We start from the raw sequence: 26,574 nt of genomic DNA, 5'->3' as shown, positions 1-26,574 counted from the left end.
TCAATCCCCCCGGAAAGGTTCGTAGATGGAGGCGGGCAGATCGTAGCCCCACATCTTGAAACGCTCTGAATGATGGCTGCGGACCCCGGTCGCGGTGAAATGACCGAGGATCTTGTTTTCCGGCGTCAGGCCGACGCGCTGGAAGCGGAACAGCTCCTGCATCGAGATGACCTCGCCCTCCATGCCGGTGATTTCGGTGATCGAGGTCATCCGGCGCGACCCGTCCTGCAGGCGCGACGCCTGCACGATGAGGTTCACAGCCGACGAGATCTGGCTGCGCATCGCCTTGAGCGGCATCTCGATCCCGGCCATGGCGATCATGTTTTCCAGTCGGGCGACGCCGTCGCGGGCAGAGTTCGCGTGGATCGTGGTCATCGAGCCGTCGTGGCCGGTGTTCATGGCCTGCAGCATGTCGATGACTTCCTCGCCGCGCGTCTCGCCGACGATGATCCGGTCCGGACGCATCCGCAGGGCGTTCTTCAGGCAGTCGCGCGGGGTGACCGCGCCCTTGCCCTCGACGTTGGGCGGGCGGCTTTCCATCCGGCCCACATGCGACTGCTGCAGCTGAAGTTCGGCGGTATCCTCGATGGTCAGGATGCGTTCGCTGTTGTCGATGAAGGACGACAGCGCGTTCAGCGTCGTGGTCTTGCCCGAACCTGTGCCTCCCGAAACGATGATGTTGAGGCGCGTCGCCACCGCGGCCTGCAGATAGACCGCCATCTCTTCCGAAAACGCCCCGAAGGCCACCAGATCGTCGATGCCGAGCTTGTCCTTCTTGAATTTCCGGATCGAGACGAGGCTGCCGTCGATGGCGATCGGCGGCACCATGGCGTTGAAACGCGATCCGTCCTGAAGGCGGGCGTCCACATAGGGATTCGATTCGTCGACCCGGCGGCCCACGGCGGACACGATCTTGTCGATGATCCGCATCAGGTGGCGTTCATCCTTGAAGGTGATGTCCGACAGGGTCAGCTTGCCGTTGCGTTCGATGAAGATCTGCTGCGGGCCATTCACCAGAATGTCCGAGACGGTGTCGTCCTTGAGAAGCGTCTCGAGGGGACCGAGCCCCTTCACCTCGTCGTAGAGCTCCTGGTTGAGCTGCTGGCGTTCCTCGCGGTTGAGCACGATGGACCGCTCTTGCAGCGATTCGACCGCGATGGCCTGGATCTCGGCGCGCAGGTCCGCTTCGGAGGCCTGGTCGAGCGCCGCGAGGTTGAGGTTGTCGAGAAGCGCGCGGTGCAGGTCGAGCTTGATCTCGGCCAGCCGTTCCTTGCGCTTTTTCTCCTTGTCGCCCGCAACCGGGAGGGCGGCCGCGTTGGGCTGCACGCGGCGCATGGCGACGGGTTTGTCCTTGGCGGCGGGCGCGGGCTTTTCCACGACCGGGGCAGGGACGGCGGGGTCGGCGTTCTTCTTGTAACGCGAAAACATGTCGGGTCAGCTCCTCAGGCGGCGACGGCGTCGGTCTGGCCGATCTCGTAAAGGGACAGCGCCAGTTTGTTGATTTCCTTGCGCAGCGGGTTCTTGCTGGCCTGCAGGCCCAGCGGCAGACCGTGATCGCAGGCCTGCGCCACCGGACGCCCGCCATCGGGCATGTACAGGTCCATCGTGATATCGAGGCTTTCGGCCATGCGCTTGGCGCGGCTCTTGCCCTGCAGGTCGGTGAATTTCGGGGCGCGGTTCAACACGAAGCGCAGCTTGTCGAAGGGCAGGTCCTCGGCTTGCAGCGCGCGCTTGAGGCGCAGCGTGTTCTGCGCCGAGCGCATGTCCAGTTCGACCATCGCGAAGTAGACCTGTGCGGCCTGCAGCACCGTTTCGGACCACTGGGTGATGGCCGACGGCATGTCGATGACGACGTAGTCGAAATGCTCCTGGGCGAGGCTGAGCAGCAGCTTCACGTCTTCCTGCGCCAGCATGTCGAGCGGCAGCAGGTCCGACGGCGCGGTGAACACCTCGATCCGGTCGCCGTAGTTTTGCAGCGCCTGGGCAAAGGATTCCTCGTCGAGGGTGCTGATATCGGCCATCAACTCGATGATCGTCTCCTTGCGGGGCAGGTCGAGATAGGTGGCCACCGAGCCGAATTGCAGCCCGAGATCGACGACGCAGACCCGCGGGGCCTTGTCCTTGTCCTTGACCACATTGGCCAGTTCCCATGCCAGGTTGACGGCAAAGGTGGTTGCCCCGACGCCGCCGGCCATGCCCTGCACGGCCAAAAGGATGCCGTCGCCGCCGGATTTCAGCTTGGCGCGTCCGGTCCCGGCGGGCTGCGCCGCAAGCTCGGGTGCGGGCACCGCCTTCAGCCGTTCGATGGCCGCGGCAAGTTCGCCTTCGGGCAGCGGGTAGGGCACGAATTCGTCGGCACCGTTCTTCAGCAGACGGTGCAGCGTGGCGGGGGTGACATCTTCGGCGATCAGCACCACGCGGACGCCGCGTGCCTTGGCGGTGGCGATGATCGACATCAGCTGATCGACGTTTTCCTCGTCGGTGTCGTCGATGGCAAGCGCCACGAATTCAAGGGTTTCCGCCTCTGGCTGACCCAGAAAGGCCAGCGCTTCGGCAAAGCCCAGATCGCCCCAGGTTTCCCCCAGGATCGTTTCCATGTCTTCGATCAGAAGGTCGAAAATCTGCACGTCCCGGCTGATTGTGCAGGCCACGATCGGTGCGGTTTCTGCGGACGCTTTTGCGTCTGTCACCTTGCTCATCTGCGTCAAGTCCTTTGCCTGTCTCACATCGAACAGGGGCAGGAACGCAGTCAGACTGCGGGCGCCTGCACCCTTTCCGACGAAGGAACCGCAGGGCAAAATGCCCGGACGGTCCTGTCGCTATGGTGTGAAGATCGCAGTCAAAGGCGGCAACATTTGGACGAAAAAAACGTAATTGTACGTTCTTTGCAGACGGTGAGGGGGCTGTTGCAGCCTGTCCGCCGGGCGTCCGGATGTCCGGACGCCGGGGCGCAGATCAGCCGCCCGACGCCGGGATCGTGATCGCCGCCGCGTCGCCCGACCCGCCGAGCGACGTCTCGGACACGGCCGAGTTGACGTAGTCACGGTAGATGATCTGGGCATATTTGCCGTCGAGCACATTCTGATGGCCCGACACGAAGCCCGACACTTCGGTCACGGTGCGCCGGTTCCGGCGCTCGCGGCCCTGGGTGACAATCAGCGGCTGGGTTTCGCCAAAGGAAACAACGGCTTCCAGGCGGTTGAGGCTGATGCCCTGGGTCGACAGGTAGTGCACCACGGCCCGGGCGCGGGCGAGTCCGAGGCTTTTGTTGTAGCTGTCGCCGCCGACCAGGTCGGTGTGCCCGTAGACGCGGAAGCGCACTTCGGGGAACTGACGGATCCAGGCCGCCTGTTCGCGCAGGGTATCGCGCGCGCCACTGTCGAGCTGCGCGGAATTGAAGGCGAAGTTGACGGTCGTCATCACTTCGCTGGCAAAACGCTGGGCCAGATCGAAGGTATAGCGCTGTTCGCCCGACATGAGGGCGACGTTGTTCTTGGTCGCCGCGCCGAAATCGCCGGGATCGAGGATCGATCCTGCCTCGCGCTGGAAAGACGCGTGCGATTGCGCCCGCCCGGCCTCCTGTGTGCAGGCGGACAGGAAGCTGACGGTGCCGAGGGCCATAAGACCGGTTTTGATCGCGTTCGCCTGCATCCTCATCACCTCAATCCATCACATAGCCATAGGAGCCGGTGAAGTCCTGCGTTGCAACCTCTCCGGCGGCACCGCTGCGCGGTTTGCGACGCTCGCCTGCCTGGGTCTTGCCATAGAGAAACAGGTCCCGTTCGGTCGGCGGGCGGACCCGGTCGGTCGGCAGCGCCAGCGCATCGCCGCGCGTCGGCGTGACAAGATGCGGCGTGATGATGATGACCAGCTCGGACTGTTCGCGGGAATATTCGGCGCTGCGGAACAGCGCACCGAGGATCGGCACGTCGCCCAGCCAAGGCACCTGGCCGTTCAGGTCGCGGAAATCGTCCTGCAGCAGGCCCGCGATGGCAAAGCTTTCGCCGTCGCGCAACTCGACCGTGGTCGAGGCCTCGCGGCGGGTGAAGCCGTTGATCCGGACGATATCGAGGTCGATGCCCGTGGTGGTATCAAGTGCCGAGACGGCGGTTTTCAGTTCGAGATTGATCAGATCGCCGTCGATGACACGTGGGATGAAGTTTAGCTCGACGCCGAACGGCTTGAATTCAATGGTGACGTTGTCGTTTTGCGACTGCACCGGCACCGGGTATTCGCCGCCCGCCAGGAACGAGGCTTCCTGGCCGGACAGGGCGGTCAGGTTCGGTTCGGCCAGCATGCGGACGAGGCCCTTGGATTCAAGGGCTTCCAGAAGAATGCCCACTTCCAGACCGCCGGCGTCGAAGCCGATGACCGCGCCGCCCTCGGCGCCGTTGCCGAAGGTGACCGGGCTGCCCAGCGTGTTCGCGCCAAGCCAGTCGCCGGTTTCAGACGCCAGGCCCACATCGCCGCCCAGAAGATCGCCGCCGATCGACATCGACGACCGCAGCGCCTTGGAGACAGAGCGCTGCATCTCGGCGAAGCGCACCTTCAGCATCACCTGCTGGACGCCGCCGACCTGCATCAGGTTCGACACCCGACCGGGGGCGTAGCGTTCCGCGAGGCTGAGCGCCTTGTCGAGCGACTGGATCGAGGTGAGGGTGCCCGACAGCACGATGCCGTCATTGGCGGTGCGCACTTCCACCGGCTCTCCGGGAAGGATCTGGCGCAGCCGCTCCTTGAATTCGCTGACATCCGCGGCGACGCGGACATCCACGTTCGAGATCAGGCGCCCCTCGGCGTCGAAGATCGACAGCGTCGTGGTGCCCGGCGCCTTGCCCAGCACATAGATCGAGCGATCCGACAGCGACGAGATATCCGCGATGGCGGGGTTGGCGATGGACAGTTCCGCGAAGGGAATGTCGCTTTCGACCACAAGCGCCCGGTTCATCGAGACACTGAGCACGGAACCCACGTTGCCGCGCACCACCCGAAGGGTATCGGCCTTTGCAAGCGGAACCGCCGCGGGTGCAAGTCCGAGGACGCATCCCACAAGGGTCGCCCGTAGATAATTGTCAAATTTCATGACCTGCCTTTCCGATCACGCCTCAGGTGCAAGTCTTTTGCCTGCATTGCGCCGAAGCCTGCGCGACATTTTGATTATTTGCAAGAATCAATGGCTTCACGGTGAGAATTGATGTGGGTTGCGCGCAACAACCGTGACTTTCGCGCCGCGCAGGCCAAAAAGGCGCCCCGGGGGGCGCCTTCGGCAAGTCGTTGAAATGCGGGTCAGTTCGTGCAGTTGATCGGGATCTCGATGATCTCGGAGCCCTTGCGCGTCTTGATCGTGCAAACCTCGCGCGCCTTCTGGATCGAGGGCGCTTCCTTCTTCTCGATGCCCAGAAGCGTGCGCTGGTCGACCTCGACCGCCTCGGCGATGGTGGTGTCGTTGTTGGCCATCAGCGACAGCGACAGGTTGCCGGTGGACTGGGCCTGGGCCAGCGATGCGATCTGCTGCGGCGTGGCGGCAACGGTGACGGTGCGGGCGATGGTGGCGCTGGTGCCGTCGACATTGGCGGTCTGGTCGATGGCGATCAGCTCGACCCCGGTCTGGATCAGCTTGGTGACCTCGCCCTGGGGCAGCGACGGATCGCGGGACCCGATGCGGCCGGTCCAGTAGACATCGACCCGGTCGCCCGGACGCAGGAAGCCCGACACACCCGAGGCCACGTCGACCTTGACCGCGAAGGCGCGCATGCCTTTCTTGAGACGCGAGGTCAGGCCCGCATCGCCACCGGGGTCCGATACCTTGGCGGCCATGAAGACCTCGTTGACCTCGATCTGCCGCAGCGCGACGCGCACGTCTTCGCCTTTGACAAGCAGCGGTTCGTCGGGGGTGAAGTACTTGTCGGGAAGCGCCGCGACCGGCCAGGGGACGAGTTTGACGTCCTCTTCGGTGATGACCTGCCCGTAGGTCAGGGGATTGGCGGCGACATAGACGTCTGTCACGTCCACCGACCCCGCCTGTTTCGCACGCTCTTCCTCGAGCGCTGATTCATAGGCTCCGATGTAGTTCTGGGCCATGTACACCGCGAAACCGGCAAAGCCGAGGCCCGCGATCAGAACGAGTCCGAACACAAGTCGCATGGTGATACCTCAATTCTTCTGTCGACCGCCTGCGGGATTGCCGCGGCCCTTGTTCTGTTTGAAGCGTGACAGGAAACAATGGCGAAAAACGGGAGGGGGCGTGACCACTCTTTGTCAAAAACGACGAATGGCCCGCCGCGGCCTCATGGCAATTCCCCGGCCCTGTCGCCGACGGCGGCGCCGGCCGCTGTAGCCAGGCCCACGGCTTCGGTTTCCATGGTGCTGTAGGCGATCAGGCAGAGCCCGACCACGCCGGCGGTCAATACCACCCAGTCGACCGTGACCGCACCGTCTTCGGTGCGGATGAAATGTCTGAAGATGAAATTTAGCATTCTCTTCACGCGCCTTTTCCCACATCTCGCTCGGGACCATACCCGGGAGAAGACTGCCCCCTGGATCCAAAAGACCAACAAGGGCACCTCTATATCGACAAGACCATCCGGGGTTTCTTCGTCGACCCCTGCCGCGTTTTGCGCGATGACCTCTGAATGGAAAAGGTGCGCCAGCTTGCTGGCCAGCGCACCCCTTGAACTTTTCCGGGGTCAAGTGCCCCGCGCAGGCCCTCAGGCCTGAAATATTACTTCGCGAAACCGTCGTTCTCGGTCGAGACTGCGGTTGCAGCGGCGCCGATCAGCGCCTTGGAGTTGGTCTCGATGGTGGTGTAGGCGGCAACTGCGAGGCCGACGACGGCTGCGGTCAGCACGACCCAGTCAACTGTTACTGCGCCGTCTTCGTCGTTGCGGAAGTTCTTGATGAAGTTAAGCATGGGTATTCTCCGTAGGGTTATGTTTGCTCTCGTTTCCACCGCTCCAGAGTTTGCCGGGGTCTCTCATTCCCCCGCCTCCGTTGCGGTATGGAGCTATATAGACCTTGGATTGGGGCACGATTTTGACCGCAATCGTTCGATTTTCGTATCCGGCGGGCATCACTGGGAAAAACAGGTAAGTCACTGTTAATGTTTGATTTAAAGTTAAAATTTGTCTCAACAGGCGCATTCTGGGCACGATAATCCGGCAAAATCGACGCGATTGGATCGGCGCTTGGGACAATGGGCCGTTTGTGAGAGACTGCGGACAACAAAAAACGAATGAGCAGTCCCGATGTCCCTTGTGAAATTCAGCGCGCTTTGCGTCGCCCTGACCCTTGCGGCGCCGCTGGATGCCGTGGCGCAATCCGAGACGGGCATGTCCGCCCGCTTCGTCAAGCCGCCCAAACCCGGCACCTCGAAGCGCATTACCGTCCAGATCGCCCCGCGCGCCAATCCCGCCGTGTTGCCGCCGCCCGAGACCGGCACCGCCGATCCGGAGATGCCGCAGGATGTCGTCGCGGTGACACCGGCGAAACCCGGCGGGCGCTATGGCTGGTTCTGGCAGAAGATCGCCGCCTCCACGGCCGAGGCGTCGGGGCCCGGTCGGCTGGAGCCCGCGCTTGCCGCGCTGAAAGCCGCGCCCGAAGCCGCGCGGGTCTCGGCGCCGCGCATGCAGGTCCTGCAGGACATCGCCGCCAGCCACGGCTCGTCGCTGCTGCGCCATTCGGTCGGCACCCGCGTCTCGCCCGCATTGGCGCTTGCGGTGATGGCGGTGGAGTCGGGCGGCAAGGTCGACGCGGTCAGCCGGGTCGGGGCAGAGGGGCTGATGCAGCTGATGCCCGATACCGCGCGCAAGCTGGGTGTCGCGGACAGTTTTGACCCCGACCAGAACATTCGCGGCGGGATCGTCTTCCTCGATGCGCTGATGGTGGCTTATCGCGGCGACCCGGTGCTGGTGCTGGCGGGTTATAATGCCGGGCAGACCGCCGTCGCCGAAGCCGGTGGTGTGCCCGACTTCGCCGAGACGCGGGACTATGTGCCCAAGGTGCTCGCGGCGTTCGAGATCGCGCGCGGGCTGTGCAAGACGCCGCCGATGATGATCTCGGACGGCTGCGTCTTCATCGTCTCGCCCTGAGGCCCGCACCCCCGGGGCATGCCACGCTCAGGCGCGCAGCACCGCGCCCGGGTTCATGATGCCGTTGGGATCGAGCGCGGCCTTGATCGCCCGCATCGCCGCCAGCTTCGCGGGATCCTGATAGCGTTCCAGATCGTCGACCTTGAGCCTGCCGATGCCATGCTCGGCGCTGACCGAGCCGCCCAGCTCGTGCACGAGGTCGTGGATCGTGCGCTTGATGTCGTCGCGCTGGGTCTCGTGATCGGCGCGGCTGCGCCCCGGCATCGGGAAGACGTTGTAGTGCAGGTTGCCGTCGCCCAGATGGCCAAAGCAATTGACCCGGAAGTCGCCGATCGCCTTCAGGCGCGCGATGCCCTCGGGGATGAACTCCGGGATGGCCGAGATCGGCACCGAGATGTCATGGCTCGAGACCGCGCCGATGTGGCGGTTGGCCTCGGGGATGCGTTCGCGAATCGCCCAGAAATCGTCGCGCTGCGCCTGCGATTGCGCGATCAGCCCGTCCGACACCAGCCCGGCCTCGAGCGCATCGGCAAACAGCGCCGCGAGCGCATCGGCGGGATCGAGGCCGCGCGCGAGGCCGACCTCGATCAGGACCGACCATTCCGGGGCCTCGGGGAAGGGTTGGCGCAACTCCGGGATGGTTTCGGCGAGGAAGTCATAGCCCATGCGGCTCATCAGTTCGAACGCCGAGACGCCATCGCCCAGCCGGTCCTGCGCCATGGCCAGCAGATCGAGGGCGGCGCGCGGGCTGTCGACCACCAGCAGGGCGGTGCCGGTGCCCGCGGGGATCGGCGACAGCTTGAGCGTGGCGGCGGTGATGATCCCCAGCGTGCCTTCCGCCCCGATCATCAGGTTGCGCAGATCGTAGCCGGTATTGTCCTTGCGCAGGCGTTTCAGCCCGTGCCAGACCGCGCCGTCCGGCATCACCGCTTCGAGCCCGAGGCAGAGATCGCGCGCGTTGCCGTAGCGCAGTACGTTCACGCCGCCCGCGTTGGTGGCCAGCAGCCCGCCGATCCGCGCCGACCCTTCCGAGGCGAGGGACAGCGGAAACAGGCGATTGGCCGCCCGGGCCGCCGCCTGGACATCGACGAGGATCGCACCGGCCTCGGCAATGAGCACATTCTCGGAGGCGTGGACCGACCGGATCGCGCACATCCGTTCGAGGCTGACCAGAAGCGGAACGGCGCCGCCTTCGGGCGCGATCTGGCCGCCGACCAGCCCGGTGCCGCCGCCGTAGGGCACCAGCGGCACCCGGGCCGCGTTGGCGTGGCGGGTGATGCGGGCCACCTCTGCGGTCGTGCGCGGCAGGGCCACATGGGTGGCCGCCCCCTTGTAGCGTCCGCGCGGTTCTTCGTGAAAGCGCGCATCGGCGGCGCGAATGGTGTCGGCGGGCAGTTCGGCGGCGAGCGCGTCGAGAAAGCCCTGGTCGGCAGAGGAGAGAGGCATCGGGTGGCGGACTCCGGGTTGTGTTGCAGGCACGAGATAGCGCGGATCGATGCGGCAGCGAAAGGGCGGCTTGATCTGGCTCGATCCGGCGGACGCGCGCGGGGCGCGCGACATGTCATGTCATCGGCGCGGAGCGCGCCGTTCCGGGTGCCTCCGGCGGGCGTTTTTTCGGAAAGATGAAGCATAAGCGGTGCGCCCGGCATGGGATCGCGGCGTTATTGCGGATCGCGCAGCCAGCCCGGTTGCAGGATCGTCACGGTCGGGCGGTCGGGCAGGGTGGCGAGCGAGACCTCGAGATGGCTTTGGCCGGTGCGCGTTACCGCGAAGCTGGTGGAAATCTCGTCGAGGAAAGCCTCGAGCGCCAGCCCCGAGAACCAGTGCATCGGGATGATGACGCGGCTTTTGAGGCGCTCGAGCACGTTGATCATGTTGGTCCGGGCCATGGTATAGCCGCCATCGACCGGCACCATCACCACGTCGAGCCGCCCGAGAGCGGCGTATTGGGCATCGTCGGGTTCGTGGTGCAGATGGCCGAGATGGCCGATGCAGAGGCCTTCGACCTCGAAGACGAAGATCGAGTTGCCGTTATCCTCGCGGCCACCGAATTGACTGCGGATATCGGTCGAAACGTTGCGCACCAGCATCTCGCCCAGGTCCACATGGTGGTCGATGCCTTCGCCGAACGGGCCCCAGCCCGGCAGCGCATGCGGGATCGCCGGGTCGGGATGGGCGGTCCAGTGGGTGTCGTGGGCGTGGTTCATGGTGACCAGATCGGGAATCAGGGTGGTGTTGCCGATGAAGCCGGTGAAATCGGTCACCGCGTTCAGCCCGCCCCGGGTCTGGATCAGGAAAGAGGCATGGGCGATGTAGTGGATGCGCACGGAATATTGCGGCACCGGGTCCTGCCAGCTGGCCTTGTGCAGGTAGCGTATCCCCGGGGCCGCATCGGCGATGGCGATGCAATGCGACGGGCGGCGGGGTTGGTCCTGCGCGCGCGCCGAGATCGGCAGGGCGGTCAGAATCGTCAGCATCAGGGCAGTGACAGGGCGGATCATGGCGAGCGGACTCCTTTGCGTGCTGCGAAGGGTGCGCGATTTTGCCGGTGCGCGGTGTCACGAGGGTGTGAGGTCTGGCGGCGGTGGCTTTCAAGCGCGCGGGAGGCCCGCGGTTTGCGGTGGGGGCAGTGGGCGGGTGGTTTGTCGGGAGCGGCGGGGAAGGTCTCAGCCCACCTGCGTCTTGCCCCGGCGATCAAGGCGCAGCGCGGCGTAGAGGACATGGGTGCGCCAGCGGCCATTGATCTGGAGATAGCTTTGCGCCACGCCTTCGTACTTGAAGCCCGAGCGTTCCAGAAGACCGCGCGAGGCCACGTTTTCCGGCAGGCAGGCGGCTTCGATACGCGACAGGTCGAGCCGTTCGAAGGCGTAATGCACCATCGCCTCGATCGCTTCGCGCATGTAGCCCTGACGCGCGAAGGGCGCGCCGATCCAATAGCCCATGGTGCCCGATTGCGCCGGGCCGCGGCGGATATTGTCCAGCGTCAGCGCCCCCAGCAGCGCCTGGTCGTTCCGGCGGATCAGAAACACCGGCACCGCCGTGCCGCCCGAGATCGCGCGATTTGCCCAGTAGACGCGGTTGGTAAAGGCGCGCCGGGCGAGATGGTCGGCGGCCCAGGTCGGCTCCCACGGGGTCAGGAAATCGCGGCTGTCGCGGCGCAGCGTCGTCCAGGCATTGAAATCGCCATGCACCGGCGGTCGCAGCGTCAGCCGCTCTGTCTCGACCTTCAGTTTCCGCCGGCGCGACAGCATCAGGCGGCGCGGGCCGCGTTCAGGGCGTCAAGCGTGGGCGCTTTCTCGACCGGGCCGTAAAGCGCCATGGCTGCCGGGGCCTCGACCGCGATCGTTTCGGCGAAGCGGCGCACATCGTCGAGGGTGACGGCATCGATCCGGGCGATGGTCTCTTCCAGGGGGGGCACCTTGCCCCAGATCTGCACCATGCGCGCCTGCCGCTCGGTGCGTGCCGAGGCCGATTCGAGCCCCATCAGCAGCCCCGCCTTGAGCTGCGCGCGGGCGCGGTCGATCTCTTCGGGGCGGATGTCCGAGGCGGCGCGCTTCATCTCGTCGATGGTCAGATGCGCCAGTGCCGACAACTCGTCGCCCGAGGTGCCGGCGTAGATCGTGGTGGTGCCGGTATCCGCATAGGCACCGGAATTGGCGAAGATCGTGTAGCAGAGGCCACGCTTTTCGCGCACCTCCTGGAACAGGCGCGACGACATGCCGCCGCCCAGGACGGTCGAATAGATCTGCGCCGGGTAGAAGCCGGGCGCGCGGTAGCCGGGGGATTCGAAGGCCAGCGCAAAATGCGCCTGTTCGAGCTTGCGCGTCTCGCGCACCTCGCCGCCCCCGAAGCTGGCCGGATCGGCCTCGCGGAAGCCGCGCGGCACCATGTCGCCGAACAGCGCTTCGGCCTGCTTGACGATCAGGTCATGGTCGACCGCACCGGCCGCCGACAGGATCAGCTGGTCGGGGCCGTAGTGTTCGCTGACGAAGGCGGTCAGATCGTCGCGTCCGAAGCGCGAGACATTGTCCGAGGGGCCCAGGATCGACCGGCCGATGGCCTGATCGGGATAGGACTTTTCCTGCAGCCAGTCGAAGATAATGTCGTCGGGCGTATCGCGGACCTGGCCAATCTCCTGCAGGATCACGTGGCGCTCGGTCTCGATCTCGTGGGCGTCGAAGACCGGGTTGCGCAGGATGTCGGCGATCAGGTTCAGCGCCAGCGGCACGTCGGGTTCCAGCACACCGGCGAAATAGGCCGTCGTCTCGCGCGAGGTATAGGCGTTGATATAGCCGCCCACGTCCTCGATCTCTTCGGCGATCTTCAGCGCCGACCGGCTGGCGGTGCCCTTGAAGGCCATGTGTTCGAGGAAATGCGCGATGCCGTTTTCCGCCACGCGTTCATGGCGGCCACCGGCGCTGACCCAGATGCCGAGGGCAGCGGATTTCAGATGCGGCATGGCCTCGGTGACGATGCGGAAGCCGTTGGGCAGGGTGGTGATGCGGGAAGTCAAAGGGCGATCCGGTCCTTTATGAGGGTCTCGAGGGCCGAAAGGTCGTTCTCGGCGCGGGTCAAACGCTCGGGGCGCTCGAAGAGGTCTGCCATGCGGTCGGGCAGGGCCGGGCGGATGCCGGTGGCCTTCTCGACCGCGTCGGGGAACTTCGCGGGATGGGCGGTGGCCAGCGTGATCATCGGCACCGCGGGATCGAGGTGCCGTTCGGCCACGTGCACGCCGATGGCGGTGTGCGGACACAGCAATTCGCCCATGGTGGCATGCGCGCGGGTGATCGTCGCCAGGGTTTCCGCCTCGGAGGCGCGGCCCGACATGTAGTGTTCGCGCAAGGTCTGCAGCGCGCCCTGGCTGACATGGAAGCCGCCGGTCTTCAGCTCGTCCATGAGCTGGGCAATGGCCGCGCCGTCGCGCCCGTAGGCGTCAAAGAGCGCGCGTTCGAAGTTCGAGCTGACCTGGATGTCCATCGACGGCGAGATCGAGGGCGCGACCGTGTCGGTCAGGTAGTCGCCGGTCGACAGGCAGCGGTGCAGGATGTCGTTCTGGTTCGTGGCCACCACCAGCTTGTCGATAGGCAGGCCCATGCGCTTGGCGATGTAGCCTGCGAAGATGTCGCCGAAATTGCCGGTGGGCACGGTGAAGCTGACGCGGCGATCCGGCGCGCCGAGGGCCACGGCGGAGGTGAAGAAATACACGATCTGCGCCAGCACCCGGCCCCAGTTGATCGAGTTGACGCCCGCAAGGCGGACCGCGTCGCGAAACTCGAAATGGTTGAACATGTCCTTCAGCCGCGCCTGGCAATCGTCGAAATGCCCGTCGAGCGCTATGGCATGGACGTTGGATTCCACGGGCGTGGTCATCTGGCGGCGCTGCACGTCCGAGACGCGGCCATGCGGATACAGGATGAAGACATCGACCGCATCAAGCCCGCGGAATGCCTCGATCGCCGCCGATCCGGTGTCGCCCGATGTGGCGCCGACGATGGTTACCCGGCTGCCGCGCCGCGTCAGCGCTGTCTCGAACATCTGCCCGATGAGCTGCATCGCGAAGTCCTTGAAGGCCAGCGTCGGGCCGTGGAACAACTCGGCGAGGAAGTGCCCGGGTGCCAGCTGCACCAGCGGGGCGCGCGCGGTGTGGCCGAAGTCGCGATAGGCGTTTTCGATCAGTTGCGCGAAGGTGGCGTCGTCGAAGGCATCGCCCACGAAGGGGCGCATGACGCGGTAGGCGACCTCTTCATAGCGCAGGCCGTGCAGGGCGCGGATATCGGCGGCGGACATCTGTGGAACGGTTTCGGGCACATAGAGCCCGCCGTCGCGGGCCAGGCCGGACAGCATGGTGTCTTCAAAGCCGAGAGCAGGGGCTTTCCCGCGGGTCGAGATGTATTTCATCAGGCCGGGCCTTTCGGAGATTTGCGCGCGCGGACAATGTAGAACACCGTCATAGCCGCCCATATGGCCGCGAGCGAGAACCATGTGATGGCATATTGCAGATGATCGTTGGCAATGCCCGAGGGCGACACCGGCAGCGGCAGGATGCCCGGCGGTGCGGGGTCTTCGCGGCGCACGATGACCAGCAACGGCTCGGATTTCAATGCGTCCGCCATGGCGCCGATATCGCGGGCGAACCAGATGTTGCCGTCGCGGTCATTGGCGGGCGTCGATGCGGTGCGGTCGTCAGGCCAGTGCAGATTGCCGGTGACGGTGGCGGGGCCGATGCGGCGTCGGGCGGATTTGGCCGCGGCGGGGACGTAGCCCCGGTCGAGCAGCAGCTTGCGGCCATCCCCGGTCGTGAAGGGAGCGATGATACGGTAGCCCGCGCCCTGCGCCTTGGTCGACACCAGCACATGTACCTCGCCCGCGTCGATGGTGCCGGTCAGGGCCACCGGCTGGTAGCGTTGTGCGCTGGGCGAGACGGTCGTCGGCAGCGGTTCGGGCGCACCGTCGATACGGCCTTCGATTTCGGCGAGGATGCCCTCTTTCCAGGCAAGCCGCTGCACCTGCCAGGTCCCGAGCGAGATCAGGATGGCGCATCCGATGAGGCCGAAGAGGAGGGGGACGACAAGACGCATGAGATCGGGAGCAATCCGCTGGGTGGCTGAGCGTCCGTCTAACGTCTGGCGCGGACGGGTTCAATGGAGGGTGTGGCCGCGGGCGACGCCTGGCGGAATTGCGGGTTTGCCCGGATCGGAGGCCCCGCATAGGGTTCGGGGCAGGGGGTGTGGAAAGCGAAACGCCCGGCGCGCGACCGGGCGTTTGCATCTGTCGTCGGGTATGCCGGGGCGAGAGGTCAGCCGCCCCAGACGTAGACCGCGGCAAAGAGGAACAGCCACACCACGTCCACGAAGTGCCAGTACCAGGCGGCGGCCTCGAAGCCGACATGCTTGGTCGGTGTGAAGTGACCGCGCCGCAGGCGCAGGTAGCAGATGAACAGGAAGATGGTGCCGATGATCACATGCGCGCCGTGGAAGCCCGTCGCCATGAAGAAGTTGGCACCGTAGATGTTGCCCGAGAAGCCGAAGGCTGCGTGGCTGTACTCATAGGCCTGGAAGGCGGTGAAGATCAGGCCCAGCACCACGGCGAGGATCAGCCCGTTGGCCATGTCCTTGCGGTTGTTCTCGTGCACCAGAGCGTGGTGCGCCCAGGTTGCCGCAGCCCCCGAGCAGAGCAGGATCAGCGTGTTGATCAGCGGCAGGTGCCAGGCATCGAAGGTCTCGATGCCCGCGGGCGGCCAGACGCCGTCCACGGCAGGGCTTTGGGGGCCCATCGGGTACATGGCGTGTTTGAAGAACGACCAGAACCAGGCGAAGAAGAACATCACTTCCGACATGATGAACAGGATGAAGCCGTAGCGCAGGCCGATCTGGACCACCGGCGTGTGATCGCCGACCTGGCTTTCGGCGATGACGTCCGACCACCATGCGAACATGACGTAGAGCACGCCGACGAGGCCGATCAGGAACATCCAGGGCCCGCTGTCCTTCATCCAGAGCACCGCCCCGAACAGCATGATGAAACCCGAGACCGCCCCGATGAAGGGCCAGACCGACGGGGTTAGAATGTGGTAATCGTGGTTCTTCGCGTGCGCCATCGTTTTGCTTCCCTCGCTCGCTTTCGCGTTAATTCAGTGTTGTTTCGGTGTCCGGTCCTGCCGTCGCGTCGACATGCGCTGCCACGTCCTCGGGCAGGTCGATCTCGTAGAAGGTGTAGGACAGGGTTATATGATTGATGTGCCTGGCGTCCAGATCGTCGACGATTGCCGGGTCCACGAAGAAGTTGACCGGCATCTCGACGCGCTCTCCGGGCATCAGGACCTGCTCGGTAAAGCAGAAGCATTCGATCTTCGAGAAGTAGTTCCCGGCGATGAAGGGGGCGACGTTGTAGCCTGCCTGACCGGCAATCGGGCGGTCGCTGGGGTTGTAGGCCTCGTAGAAGGCCATGCCGTCGGCACCGATCTTCAACGTCATCTCGCGCTGCATGGGCTTGAATTCCCATGCCATGCCTTTTTCGGTATTGGCGTCGAAGCGCACCGTGATCTCGCGGTCGAGCACGGTTTCGCTGCCGGCCACGGCGGTGTTGGTGGTGCCGCCATAGCCGGTCACGGCGCAGAACCAGTTGTACAGCGGCACCGAGGCCCAGGCCATCGCGCCCATGAAGGTCACGACGCCGATCAGTTGCACAAGCGTCTTTGTCTTGCCGTCCATCGCCATCAGTCCGACCCCGTAGCCATACCCGGATCCATCGTCACATTGCCCGCGCGGGGCACCTCGAAATCGCCGCGCGTGACCTTGACGAAGGTCAGCCCGAAGACGATGGCGATCAGCGCCGCGAGCGACAGGCCGACGCCGAGGTTGCGGCTGAAGCGGCGGGTGTGGAGTTCGTGTTTCTGCGACAGGCTCATGCGAAGACCCCCCATGTCAGCCCGAAGCGGGCCAGCGCCTGATCGGCGAGGATGGCCCCGAAATGGGCAAAGAGATACAGCAGCGACAGCTTGAAGAAGCGTTTTTCGGCGCGGTAGTTGTCGGCCTCGGCGGCGACCTCGTCGCGCCGCCAGATCGCCACGGCGCCCTTGATGAACAGGACGTTCAGGACGATGGCGGTGGCCAGGTAGACCGGGCCCGCAACCGCGGTCACGCCCATCGCCAGCGCCAGCACGGCCAGCAGCAGCGTGTAGATCAGGATGTGGCGGCGGGTGGCGGGGCGGCCATGCGTCACGGTCAGCATCGGCACGCCCGCGTCGTCGTAGTCGGACCGCATGAACAGCGCCAGCGCCCAGAAATGCGGCGGCGTCCACATGAAGATCAGCGCGAACATCAGCACGCTCTCGACCGCGATGCCGCCTGTGGCGGCGGCCCAGCCGATCATCGGGGGAAAGGCCCCCGCGGCACCGCCGATGACGATGTTCTGCGGCGTCGAGCGCTTGAGCCACATGGTATAGACCACGGCGTAGAAGAAGATGGTGAAGGCCAGAAGCCCCGCCGCGACCCAGTTGGTCGCCAGCCCGAGGAACGCCACCGAGAACGCCGAAAGCGCCAGCCCGATGGCCAGCGCCTCGTCCCCGGCCACGCGGCCCGACGGGATCGGGCGCTTGACGGTGCGGCGCATGACCGCGTCGATATCGGCGTCCCACCACATGTTGAGCGCGCCCGAGGCACCGCCACCGATGGCGATGAACAGGATCGCGCAGAAGCCCACGAAGGGATGCACGTCCACGGGTGCCGCCAGCAGTCCGACAAAGGCCGTGAACACCACGAGCGTCATCACGCGCGGCTTCAGCAGCGCGAAATAGTCGCCGAATTGCGGTTCGTCCTGGTAGGCGGTCTGAAGGGAAGCGTCGGTCATGAGGGGCTCAACGGGTCAGGGAAGGAGAACAGCGCGATGCATGCCGCGCTGTCCGGTCTTGCAAGGGTAGCTCAGTTCGCCGCGGCGATCTGGATCGGGGCGGCGGCGGCCGGGGCCGCATCGTATGATGCGTATTCCTCTTTCATCTGGGCGATCCACTCGGCGTAATCGGCCTCGCTCACCACCTTGATGGTGATCGGCATGTAGGCGTGGGCAATGCCGCACAGCTCGGAGCACTGGCCGAAATAGATGCCTTCGCGTTCGGCGGTGAACCACAGCTCTGCCAGGCGTCCCGGCACCGCGTCCTGCTTCACGCCGAAGGCCGGAATGGTCCAGGAATGGATCACGTCGCCGCCGGTGATCTGCATCACCACGGTCTTGCCGACGGGCACGACGACCTGGGTGTCGGTGGCCAGCAGGAAATGCTCGGGCTGGTAGCCGGCCTCGAGCAGCTGGGCCTCGACCTCGTCGCTGTAGGCATTGTCGCCGCCGGTCGCGGGCGAGCCGATCATGTAGCTGTCGAAGGCAAAGCCGTCATCGGCGTATTCATAGCCCCAGTACCACTGGTAGCCGGTGGCCTTGATGACGATGTCGCCTTCCGGAATTTCCTGCTGCTTGAACAGCACCGGCAGCGAGAACGCCCCGATGAACACCAGGATCACGATCGGCACGATGGTCCAGGCGATCTCGACCGGGGTGTTATGGGTGAAGGCGGCGGCGGTGGGGTTGGACTTGCGGTTGTAGCGCACGATGCACCAGCCGATCAGGGCGGTCACGAACAGCGTGATGATCGTGATGATGATCGTGATCATCCCGTCGAGCCATTGCAGGTCGCGTGCGAGTTCGGTTACCGCTGGCTGGAACCCGATGCCGCCCGGCTTGGGGGCACCAACGATCTCGTCGCTCTGGGCAAGGGCCGGTGCAGCGAGGGTGGCCGCGAAAAGGCCCGAAAGCATCGTTTTGAGTTTCATGTATCACCTTGATCGGTTCTGTCGTTCTTGCGTCGGTCGAAGGTCGCGGCGCACCTGCTTCAGTATGCCGAGGAATCTTCGGATTGTCTCTGGATCGGTTAAAACCATATTCTTACGTGTAGATAAAGGCGGATACTTGCGTCAAAGAGCCGCTTGATCCGCATTCGACCCCGTATCCGATCCCGTTCGACGAAAAAGGTCCCTCATGTCCGATGCTCCGTTCCGCCCGCTCGAGACCCATCTTGACCGCGATGAAACCCTGCAGACGCTGCACACGGCCCTGAACGGGGCCGAGGACGGAGAGCTGTTTTTCGAGCGCAGGCGCAGCGAGGGCATCGTCTTCGACGACGGCCGGGTCAAGCAGGCGAACTACGACGCATCCGAGGGATTCGGGTTGCGCGCGGTCAAGGGCGAGGTCGCGGGCTATGCCCATTCCACCGAGATATCGCAAGCCGCATTGCAACGGGCCGCGGAAACGGCGCGGCTGGCTGTGGGCGATGGCGGCGGCGTCATGTCGCCCGCGCCCGGCGCCACCAACCGCCGTCTCTATACCGATGCCGATCCGATCGCCGGGCTGTCCTTTGCGGCCAAGCTCGACACCCTGCGCGAGATCGACGCCTTCCTGCGCGACCTCGATTCGCGCGTGGTGCAGGTGTCGGCGTCGCTCGCGGCCTCGATGCAGGAGGTCAGCATCCTGCGCGCAGACGGCCACATGGTCAGCGACACCCGCCCCATGACCCGGCTCAATGTCAGTGTCATCGTCGAAGAGGACGGTCGCCGCGAAAGCGGGTCGGCGGGCGGCGGCGGACGGGTGTTGCTGGACGGGCTGGTCGACCCCGAGGACTGGAAGGCCAAGGCCCGCGAGGCGCTGCGCGTGGCGGTGGTGAACCTGTCGGCCGAGGCCGCACCCGCCGGGGTCATGGACATCGTGCTGGGGCCCGGCTGGCCCGGCATCCTTTTGCACGAGGCGGTGGGCCACGGGCTCGAGGGGGATTTCAACCGCAAGGGCACGTCGGCCTTTGCCGGGCTGATGGGGCAGCGCGTGGCGGCACCGGGGGTGACGGTGCTGGACGATGGCACCATCCCCGACCGGCGCGGGTCGATCACCGTCGATGACGAGGGCACGCCGTCGGGCAAGAACGTGCTGATCGAGGATGGTATCCTTGTGGGCTTGATGCAGGATCGCCAGAACGCGCGGCTGATGGGGGTGGCCCCCACCGGCAACGGGCGGCGCGAAAGTTTTGCGCATATCCCGATGCCGCGCATGACCAATACCTACATGCTGGGCGGCACGGCGCGCAAAGAGGACCTGATCGGAGAGCTGACCGACGGCATCTACGCGGTGGGGTTCGGCGGCGGTCAGGTCGACATCACCAATGGCAAGTTCGTGTTCTCCTGCACCGAGGCCTACCGGGTGAAGAACGGACGCATCGGCGCACCGGTCAAGGGTGCGACGCTGATCGGCGACGGTGCCACCGCCCTGCAGCATATCCGGGGCTTGGCCGATGACATGGCGCTGGATCCGGGCATGGGCAATTGCGGCAAGCAGGGCCAGTGGGTGCCGGTGGGTGTCGGCCAGCCAAGCGTGCTGATCGGTGGGTTGACGGTCGGCGGCGCGCAAGGCTGAGACGGCGTCGAACGCCACCGCCACAAACTGGCCACCGGTCTTAAGCTTCCTTTAACCCCCCGTGCGCTATACCTGATTCTGCAAGCAGACGGGGACGGGCGAATGGCCGAAGACCATCCTTCTTCCACTCACCCCCCAATCCCACCCACCACGGAAGACGACCGTTTTGACCGGCTCCGTCTCTTGCGCTCTCGCCGGGTCGGCATCGCCACATACCGGCGGCTGATGGCCGAACACGGCACCGCGCGCGCCGCGCTCGAGGCGCTTCCCGACATTGCCCGCGCCGCGGGTGTTCCCGATTACCGCATCTGCCCCGAAGCCGTCGTCAACGCCGAGTTGCGGGTGGGGCGGGCCGAACGCGCGCGGCTGGTCTTTCAGGGCACGCCCGACTATCCCGCCGGGCTTGACGATCTGTCCGATGCACCGCCGATGTTCTGGGCCGTCGGCGACCTGTCGGTACTGGATCGCCCGCTGGTGGCGCTGATCGGCGCGCGCAACGCCTCTTCGCTGGGCCTGCGCATGGCCCGCAGCCTGTCCGCCGATCTGGGTGCGGCGGGTATCGTTGTCGTCTCGGGGCTGGCCCGCGGCATTGACGCCGCTGCCCACGCCGCTGCCATCGGCACCGGGACCGTCGCGGTCATGGGGGGCGGGGTCGACGTGCTTTACCCGCAGGAAAACGCCCGTCTCGCCGAAGATATCGTCGCGGCGGGCGGCGTCCGGATCAGCGAACAGCCAATGGCGCTGTCGCCGCAGGCGCGGCACTTTCCCATGCGCAACCGGCTGATTTCGGGACTGTCTCAGGCGGTGGTCATCGTCGAAGCGGCGTGCAAGTCGGGCTCTCTCATCACCGCGCGCAACGCGCTCGACCAGGGCCGCGAGGTGCTTGCCGTGCCGGGTCATCCCTTCGATGCCCGCGCCTCGGGGTGCAACGCGCTGATCCGCGACGGGGCCCGGCTGGTGCGTGGCAGCCGCGACGTTCTCGAGGTGCTGGCCGATATCGCACCGCCGCACGCCGGGTGCGGCGTGGCCGAACCTTGCCTGCCATTGGCCACAGCGCCCAGGTCAAAGCGCCGCCCGCGGGATGCCGCGGCACCGGTACGACCCTTGGTTAACTCCCCGGGATCCGGGCCCGAGTGCGACAGTCACGGCGAACATCCCAGGACCGGGACGCCGCCCGCCCCGTCGCCCCAGGGGCCGCGCGACACTGACAGCCGACGCGGTCAGGCAGAGATGGTCGCCCTACACGCGCAAATCCTGGCGCGTCTGGGGCCATCGCCGATGGCCGAGGACCAGCTGATCCGCGACCTGAACGCGCCGATGGGACGGATCGGGCCGGTGCTGACCGATCTGGAACTGGAGGGGCGAATCTGTCGTGCCCCGGGTGGCCTGTTGGCGCTCGCGGCGTCCTCGTAGAGTGGACAATACCCCCGGTGTCGGGCTGATAATCCGCGAAAACGGCGCTTTGGACAGGCAAATGGACATGAAGGCCTTGATACGCGCTTGTCTTGAGTTAGCCTTGTCCATTAACGAGTGCTGTCAAGACTCGGCATACAATCGAAGAGTGGGACCAAAGACATGAAGACCGTTGCATTGCTAATCGCCTCGACCCTGATGCTGGGTGCCTGCAGCTCGGGTGACGACACGTTCACCGTTCTGATCCAGGTCGATCCGATCTACGCCAAGGATGGCACGATCATCGATCCGCGCGCGACCGTGATGGCGCCCGCAGGCATGTAATCGTCGTTTGGTCCGGGTTGCCGGACCGAACGAGGTCACGGGTATCCCGAGCGGATGCCAAGGCGCGCAGGCCCCGCGGTCTGCGCGTTTTTTCGTGCCTCCGCCCGTTTCCTGCGCGTGCCTTTTTCCTGCGCGTGCCATTTTTTGCGCGTGCCTGTGCCAGCGGCGATGCCGTATCGCGCCGCAGGGCGATGCGCCACGGGGCCGGACGGCGCGGCGCATCCCCGGGATGCGGACCGCGCCGGCGGCAGCGCACTCGACCACGGCCCACCCCCTTGCCATAGCGGGCGCGCGGCAGGGCCCGGCCTGCGGCGCAATGGCACATGAGGCTGCCGGCAAATGCCCGCATCGCCCGGCCCCGGACCGGTCCCGGGGCCCATCGCCGAGGCGCTGCAATCGGGTGATTTGAGAATGAGCGCTTGCACCCCACCTTCTGCGCAGCCATATCACACCCGTCTTTTTCCAGAGGTTTTTTCATGCCCGTCGTCGTTGTCGAGTCCCCCGCCAAGGCCAAAACGATCAACAAATACCTGGGCTCGGACTATGTCGTTCTGGCGTCCTACGGGCACGTGCGCGACCTGCCGCCCAAGGACGGATCGGTCGATACCGACAACGGCTTCGACATGACCTGGGAAGTGGGGGTGGACAGCCGCAAGCACGTCAAGGCCATCGCCGACGCGCTGAAGGACGACAACGCGCTGATCCTCGCGACCGACCCCGACCGCGAGGGCGAGGCGATCTCGTGGCACCTCAAGGAGGCGCTGACCAAGCGCAAGTCGATCAAGAAGGATACCGCCGTCAGCCGCGTGACCTTCAACGCGATCACCAAGGATGCGGTGACCGAGGCGATGAGAAGCCCGCGCGACATCGACGCGCCGCTGGTCGAGGCCTATCTGGCCCGCCGCGCGCTTGATTACCTTGTCGGCTTCAACCTGTCGCCGGTGCTGTGGCGCAAGCTGCCCGGCGCCCGGTCGGCGGGGCGTGTGCAATCGGTCTGTCTGCGCCTGATCGTCGAGCGCGAAATGGAGATCGAGGCCTTCCGCGCCCGCGAATACTGGTCGGTCAAGGCCTTGCTTGAAACGCCGCGCGGGCAGGAATTCGAGGCGCGGCTGGTCACACTGGCGGGCAAGAAGCTCGACCGGTACGATCTTGAAAACGCGACCCAGGCCGAGATGGCGGCGCAGGCGATCACCAGCCGCGACCTGACTGTCACCTCGGTCGAGGCCAAGCCCGCGTCGCGCAACCCGTCCGCCCCGTTCATGACCTCGACCCTGCAGCAGGAGGCCAGCCGCAAGTTCGGCATGGGCGCCAAGATGTGCATGTCGACGGCGCAGCGGCTATATGAGGCGGGCCACATCACCTATATGCGGACCGACGGCATCGACATGGCCCCCGAGGCGGTGACCGAGGCCCGCGCCGCGATCAAGGACCGGTTCGGCGCGGAATACGTGCCCGGCAGCCCGCGCATCTACAAGAACAAGGCCAAGAACGCGCAGGAAGCGCATGAATGTATCCGCCCCACGGACATGACCAAGGACGCTGGCGCGCTGGGGCTGCGCGACGGCGACCAGAAAAAGCTCTATGACCTGATCTGGAAACGGACGCTGGCCTGCCAGATGGAAGGCGCGCGGCTGGAACGCACCACCGTCGAGATCGGCAGCCGCGACGACCAGGTCGGCCTGCGCGCGACCGGGCAGGTGGTGTTGTTCGACGGTTTCCTGCGGGTCTATGAAGAGGGCCGGGACGACGTCGTGGACGACGACGACAAGCGACTGCCGCAGATCAGCCAGGGCGACAAGACCGCCAAGAAATCGGTCACGCCCGAGCAGCATTTCACCCAGCCGCCGCCGCGCTACACCGAGGCGACGCTGGTCAAGAAGATGGAAGAGCTGGGCATCGGCCGCCCCTCGACCTATGCCAGCGTGATCTCGACGATCCAGGACCGCGAATATGTCCGCAAGGACAAGAACCGCCTGTTCCCCGAGGACAAGGGCCGGATCGTCACCATCTTCCTGCTGAACTTCTTCAAGCGCTACGTGGAGTATGACTTTACCGCGGCGCTCGAGGAAGAACTTGACGACGTGTCCGCAGGCGAGGCCGATTACAAGGAAATCCTCAGCCGGTTCTGGCGCGATTTCTCGGCGGCGATCGCCGAGGCGTCGGAGTTGCGCATCGCGCAGGTGCTCGATGTGCTGGACGATGCGCTGGCACCGCAGCTTTATCCCCCGAAAGAGGACGGCACCGACCCGCGCATCTGCCCGCTGTGCGGCGAAGGCAGTCTGCACCTCAAGACGTCGCGCACCGGCGGGTTCGTCGGCTGCTCGCGCTATCCCGAATGCCGCTACACCCGCCCCATCGGGGGCGACGCCGCGGAACAGGGCGACCGGGTTCTGGGCGAGGACAATGGCGACGAGATCAGCCTGCGCTCGGGCCGGTTCGGACCCTATGTGCAGCGCGGCGCGGTGACCGAAGACAACAAGAAGCCACCCCGCGCAAGCCTGCCCAAGGGCTGGTCGCCCGACGACATGGACCTCGAGAAGGCGCTGACCCTGCTGAGCCTGCCGCGCGAGGTTGGCAAGCATCCCGAGGACGGAGAGCCGATCGAGGCGGGCATCGGGCGCTACGGGCCGTTCGTCAAGCACGGCAAGCTTTATGCCAACCTCAAGGAGGTCGACGAGGTCTTCGAGATCGGCATCAACCGCGCGGTTGACGTGCTGGCGGAAAAGGCCGCCAAGCGCGGTGGCGGGCGCGCGGCGGCGACGCCTCTCAAGGAGTTGGGCGACCACCCCGAGGCCGGGGGGGCGATGAACGTCATGGACGGGCGCTATGGCCCTTATATCAAGTGGGAAAAGGTCAACGCGACCCTGCCCAAGGATGTCGAGCCGGACAGCGTCACGGTCGCCATGGCGGTCGAATTGATCGCCGAAAAGCAGGCCAAGTCCGGTGCCGGCAAGAAAAAGGCGGCCCCCAAGAAAAAGCCCGCCGCGAAAAAGCCCGCCGCGAAGAAACCGGCTGCCAAAAAGCCTGCCGCGAAGAAGCCCGCAGCGGCGAAGAAGTCCGCCGAATAGCCGCGCCCGGGATCACGGGCCTGACCTGGGTCGGGGCCGTGCTGCGTCCCCCGCAGCGGGTGTGCCGCCCGGATTGACACGCCCGAGGGGCAGCGCCACAACGTGACGGGTCTGACGATCGAAGGGGGCATCCATGCAGGCGATCCGGGTATCCGCAATTGACATGCCGGGGGCACCGGACGGTGGTGTCCGGGCGGGCCTTCGGGCTTTGGGCGCGGCAGGCCATGTCGCGTGACGCCGACATCACCCGCGAGGTTACGGGGGTGCATGGTCGCTATGTTCTGGTCGCGAACGGGGCCAGGGCCGAGCTGACCTACCGGATCGCGGCGTCCGGGCGAATCATCGCCGAACATACCGGGGTGCCGGATGCGATGCGCGGCACCGGCGCGGGCCTTGCGCTGGTCAGGCGTCTTGTCGCCGATGCCCGCTCCGAGGGCGTCCGGATCGTGCCGCGGTGCGCGTTCATCGATGCGCATCGCCGCCGCCACCCGGACTGGTCGGACATATTCGAGCTGTGACCGGCATGGCTTTCACAGTGGCGACCGCCGCCTACCCGATGGACGTGCTGACCGACTGGGCCGCCTATGCCGCGAAGCTTGAAGCCTGGGTGGCCGAGGCCGCGGGGCAGGGGGCGGCGCTGCTGGTGTTTCCCGAATACGGTGCGATGGAACTGGCCACGCTGGCCGGTCTCGACGTGGCGGGCGATCTCGAGGCGTCGCTGCGCGCGGTGTCGGACCGGGTGCCTGCCGCCGATGCGCTGCATGTGGACCTCGCGCGGCGCTACGGGGTGCATATCCTTGCCGCCTCCGCGCCGGTGTTCGATCCGCAGATCGGCCCGCGCCCGGTCAACCGCGCGCGGTTTTTTGCGCCGAACGGGCGGATTGGCGTGCAGGACAAGCAGATCATGACCCGATTCGAGCGCGAGGTCTGGGGTGTGGTGGGCGGCGGACCGCTGCGGCTGTTCGACACAGGGCTGGGCCGGATCGGCATCCTGATCTGCTATGACGCCGAATATCCGCTGCTGGGTCGGGCGATGTCGGAGGCCTCGGTCCTGCTGGTGCCGTCCTGCACCGAGGCGCAGTCGGGCTATTGGCGGGTGCGGATCGGGGCCATGGCCCGCGCGCTCGAGGCGCAATGCGTCAGTGTCATGGCCTCGACCGTGGGGGATGCGCCGTGGTCCGAGGCGGTGGACACCAATTGCGGCGCGGGTGGCGTCTTTGGCCCGCCCGATACCGGCTTTCCGGCGACCGGCGTGCTGGCCGAGGGGGTGCTGAATGCGCCGGGCTGGACCTATGCGACCGTCGCGACGGAAGCGGTGGCGGCGGTGCGGGCGGGGGGCGTTGTGCGCAACCGGACCCATTGGGCCGACCAGGCAGGCCGGGACGGTGCGCCGCCGGTGCAGGACCTGCGCGATATTGGCCCTTGAAAACCCCGCGAAATCGGCCCATTTACCAGCGCATCGCACGGTATCCCGTCGGGGATGCCGTGCCTACACCACTACAGGAGAGACAATGGCCAAGGAAGATACGCTCGAATTTCCCGGTGTCGTGAAGGAACTCCTGCCGAATGCGACGTTCCGGGTCGAGCTTGAAAACGGCCATGAGATCATCGCACATACGGCAGGCAAGATGCGCAAGAACCGCATCCGCGTTCTGGCTGGCGACAAGGTTCAGGTCGAGATGACGCCCTACGATCTGACCAAGGGCCGGATCAACTACCGTTTCAAGTAAGCCGAC

General features: G+C 65.7%; 26 protein-coding genes. 8 read left to right on the top strand and 18 right to left on the bottom strand.

Annotated features, from left to right (window positions below; genetic code table 11):
• The 7 genes from ACXYMN_RS08820 to ACXYMN_RS08790 all read right to left on the bottom strand — a co-directional run bounded on the left by ACXYMN_RS08820 (position 1) and on the right by ACXYMN_RS08790 (position 6,910).
• A complete protein-coding gene (locus ACXYMN_RS08820) occupies positions 1–1,428 on the bottom strand; it encodes a CpaF family protein (protein WP_459013207.1) in 1,428 nt (475 codons plus the stop codon).
• A 14-nt stretch (positions 1,429–1,442) separates the two neighbouring features.
• Positions 1,443–2,699: an AAA family ATPase gene (locus ACXYMN_RS08815; RefSeq protein ID WP_459013206.1), complete on the bottom strand. Its 1,257-nt coding sequence runs from the start codon at positions 2,697–2,699 to the stop codon at positions 1,443–1,445.
• Between the two features lie 256 nt (positions 2,700–2,955).
• Positions 2,956–3,657 carry an OmpA family protein gene (locus tag ACXYMN_RS08810; protein WP_459013205.1) on the bottom strand — a complete coding sequence of 234 codons (702 nt, stop codon included), beginning with the start codon at positions 3,655–3,657 and terminating at the stop codon, positions 2,956–2,958.
• Positions 3,658–3,661: 4 nt separating this feature from the next.
• Positions 3,662–5,083, bottom strand: coding sequence for a type II and III secretion system protein family protein (locus tag ACXYMN_RS08805; protein WP_459013204.1), 1,422 nt, complete (start codon positions 5,081–5,083; stop codon positions 3,662–3,664).
• Between the two features lie 203 nt (positions 5,084–5,286).
• A complete protein-coding gene (gene cpaB / locus ACXYMN_RS08800; RefSeq protein ID WP_459013203.1) occupies positions 5,287–6,144 on the bottom strand; it encodes a Flp pilus assembly protein CpaB in 858 nt (285 codons plus the stop codon).
• A 143-nt stretch (positions 6,145–6,287) separates the two neighbouring features.
• Positions 6,288–6,476: a hypothetical protein gene (locus ACXYMN_RS08795; RefSeq protein ID WP_459013202.1), complete on the bottom strand. Its 189-nt coding sequence runs from the start codon at positions 6,474–6,476 to the stop codon at positions 6,288–6,290.
• A 245-nt stretch (positions 6,477–6,721) separates the two neighbouring features.
• The gene (locus tag ACXYMN_RS08790) at positions 6,722–6,910 is read right to left on the bottom strand and encodes a hypothetical protein (protein ID WP_459013201.1); all 189 of its coding nucleotides are present in this window, start codon (positions 6,908–6,910) and stop codon (positions 6,722–6,724) included.
• 334 nt (positions 6,911–7,244) lie between these two features.
• Here ACXYMN_RS08790 and ACXYMN_RS08785 point away from each other — a divergent pair, with 334 nt between their 5' ends.
• The gene (locus ACXYMN_RS08785; protein ID WP_459013200.1) at positions 7,245–8,087 is read left to right on the top strand and encodes a lytic transglycosylase domain-containing protein; all 843 of its coding nucleotides are present in this window, start codon (positions 7,245–7,247) and stop codon (positions 8,085–8,087) included.
• Between the two features lie 27 nt (positions 8,088–8,114).
• On the opposite strand, the gene ACXYMN_RS08780 is transcribed toward ACXYMN_RS08785, so the two are convergent.
• From ACXYMN_RS08780 to coxB, 11 genes are all read right to left on the bottom strand, one after another.
• The gene (locus ACXYMN_RS08780) at positions 8,115–9,533 is read right to left on the bottom strand and encodes an FAD-binding oxidoreductase (protein WP_459013395.1); all 1,419 of its coding nucleotides are present in this window, start codon (positions 9,531–9,533) and stop codon (positions 8,115–8,117) included.
• 215 nt (positions 9,534–9,748) lie between these two features.
• Positions 9,749–10,588, bottom strand: coding sequence for an MBL fold metallo-hydrolase (locus ACXYMN_RS08775; protein WP_459013198.1), 840 nt, complete (start codon positions 10,586–10,588; stop codon positions 9,749–9,751).
• A 165-nt stretch (positions 10,589–10,753) separates the two neighbouring features.
• The gene (locus ACXYMN_RS08770; protein ID WP_459013197.1) at positions 10,754–11,338 is read right to left on the bottom strand and encodes a GNAT family N-acetyltransferase; all 585 of its coding nucleotides are present in this window, start codon (positions 11,336–11,338) and stop codon (positions 10,754–10,756) included.
• Complete coding sequence (locus ACXYMN_RS08765; protein ID WP_459013196.1) at positions 11,338–12,600, bottom strand: M16 family metallopeptidase; 1,263 nt, start codon at positions 12,598–12,600, stop codon at positions 11,338–11,340. The genes ACXYMN_RS08770 and ACXYMN_RS08765 overlap by 1 nt, the downstream gene beginning before the upstream one ends.
• On the bottom strand, positions 12,597–13,985 hold the full coding sequence (gene thrC / locus ACXYMN_RS08760) for a threonine synthase (protein ID WP_459013195.1): 1,389 nt from the start codon (positions 13,983–13,985) through the stop codon (positions 12,597–12,599). Before thrC ends, ACXYMN_RS08765 begins: the two co-directional genes overlap by 4 nt.
• Positions 13,985–14,665: an SURF1 family protein gene (locus tag ACXYMN_RS08755; protein WP_459013194.1), complete on the bottom strand. Its 681-nt coding sequence runs from the start codon at positions 14,663–14,665 to the stop codon at positions 13,985–13,987. The genes thrC and ACXYMN_RS08755 overlap by 1 nt, the downstream gene beginning before the upstream one ends.
• Before the next feature lie 218 nt (positions 14,666–14,883).
• Positions 14,884–15,684 carry a cytochrome c oxidase subunit 3 gene (locus ACXYMN_RS08750; RefSeq protein WP_459013193.1) on the bottom strand — a complete coding sequence of 267 codons (801 nt, stop codon included), beginning with the start codon at positions 15,682–15,684 and terminating at the stop codon, positions 14,884–14,886.
• 28 nt (positions 15,685–15,712) lie between these two features.
• Positions 15,713–16,303 carry a cytochrome c oxidase assembly protein gene (locus ACXYMN_RS08745; protein ID WP_459013192.1) on the bottom strand — a complete coding sequence of 197 codons (591 nt, stop codon included), beginning with the start codon at positions 16,301–16,303 and terminating at the stop codon, positions 15,713–15,715.
• Entirely contained in the window at positions 16,303–16,494 is a 192-nt protein-coding gene (locus tag ACXYMN_RS08740) for a hypothetical protein (protein ID WP_459013191.1), read from the bottom strand. Before ACXYMN_RS08740 ends, ACXYMN_RS08745 begins: the two co-directional genes overlap by 1 nt.
• Positions 16,491–17,435 carry a heme o synthase gene (gene cyoE / locus ACXYMN_RS08735; RefSeq protein ID WP_459013190.1) on the bottom strand — a complete coding sequence of 315 codons (945 nt, stop codon included), beginning with the start codon at positions 17,433–17,435 and terminating at the stop codon, positions 16,491–16,493. The genes ACXYMN_RS08740 and cyoE overlap by 4 nt, the downstream gene beginning before the upstream one ends.
• A 71-nt stretch (positions 17,436–17,506) precedes the next feature.
• Complete coding sequence (gene coxB, locus ACXYMN_RS08730) at positions 17,507–18,406, bottom strand: cytochrome c oxidase subunit II (protein WP_459013189.1); 900 nt, start codon at positions 18,404–18,406, stop codon at positions 17,507–17,509.
• A gap of 205 nt (positions 18,407–18,611) precedes the next feature.
• On the opposite strand from coxB, the gene tldD reads away from it, so the two are divergent.
• From tldD to infA, 7 genes are all read left to right on the top strand, one after another.
• Positions 18,612–20,033, top strand: coding sequence for a metalloprotease TldD (gene tldD / locus ACXYMN_RS08725; protein WP_459013188.1), 1,422 nt, complete (start codon positions 18,612–18,614; stop codon positions 20,031–20,033).
• Positions 20,034–20,135: 102 nt separating this feature from the next.
• Positions 20,136–21,446 (top strand): DNA-processing protein DprA, encoded by a 1,311-nt coding sequence (dprA, locus tag ACXYMN_RS08720; protein ID WP_459013187.1) that lies wholly within the window; start codon positions 20,136–20,138, stop codon positions 21,444–21,446.
• A 162-nt stretch (positions 21,447–21,608) separates the two neighbouring features.
• Positions 21,609–21,770, top strand: a complete 162-nt coding sequence (locus ACXYMN_RS08715; protein ID WP_459013186.1) for a hypothetical protein — start codon at positions 21,609–21,611, stop codon at positions 21,768–21,770.
• Positions 21,771–22,246: 476 nt separating this feature from the next.
• On the top strand, positions 22,247–24,838 hold the full coding sequence (gene topA / locus ACXYMN_RS08710) for a type I DNA topoisomerase (protein WP_459013185.1): 2,592 nt from the start codon (positions 22,247–22,249) through the stop codon (positions 24,836–24,838).
• Between the two features lie 224 nt (positions 24,839–25,062).
• A complete protein-coding gene (locus ACXYMN_RS08705) occupies positions 25,063–25,356 on the top strand; it encodes a GNAT family N-acetyltransferase (RefSeq protein WP_459013184.1) in 294 nt (97 codons plus the stop codon).
• Between the two features lie 5 nt (positions 25,357–25,361).
• Positions 25,362–26,264: a carbon-nitrogen hydrolase family protein gene (locus ACXYMN_RS08700; protein WP_459013183.1), complete on the top strand. Its 903-nt coding sequence runs from the start codon at positions 25,362–25,364 to the stop codon at positions 26,262–26,264.
• A gap of 85 nt (positions 26,265–26,349) precedes the next feature.
• On the top strand, positions 26,350–26,568 hold the full coding sequence (infA, locus tag ACXYMN_RS08695; protein ID WP_005978431.1) for a translation initiation factor IF-1: 219 nt from the start codon (positions 26,350–26,352) through the stop codon (positions 26,566–26,568).
• Positions 26,569–26,574: the final 6 nt, after the last annotated feature.

The sequence above is a fragment of the Roseivivax sp. CAU 1753 genome (genome assembly GCF_054482575.1).
Note: the sequence above shows the minus strand (reverse complement) of the source record. Positions and strands in the feature narration are given on the sequence as shown.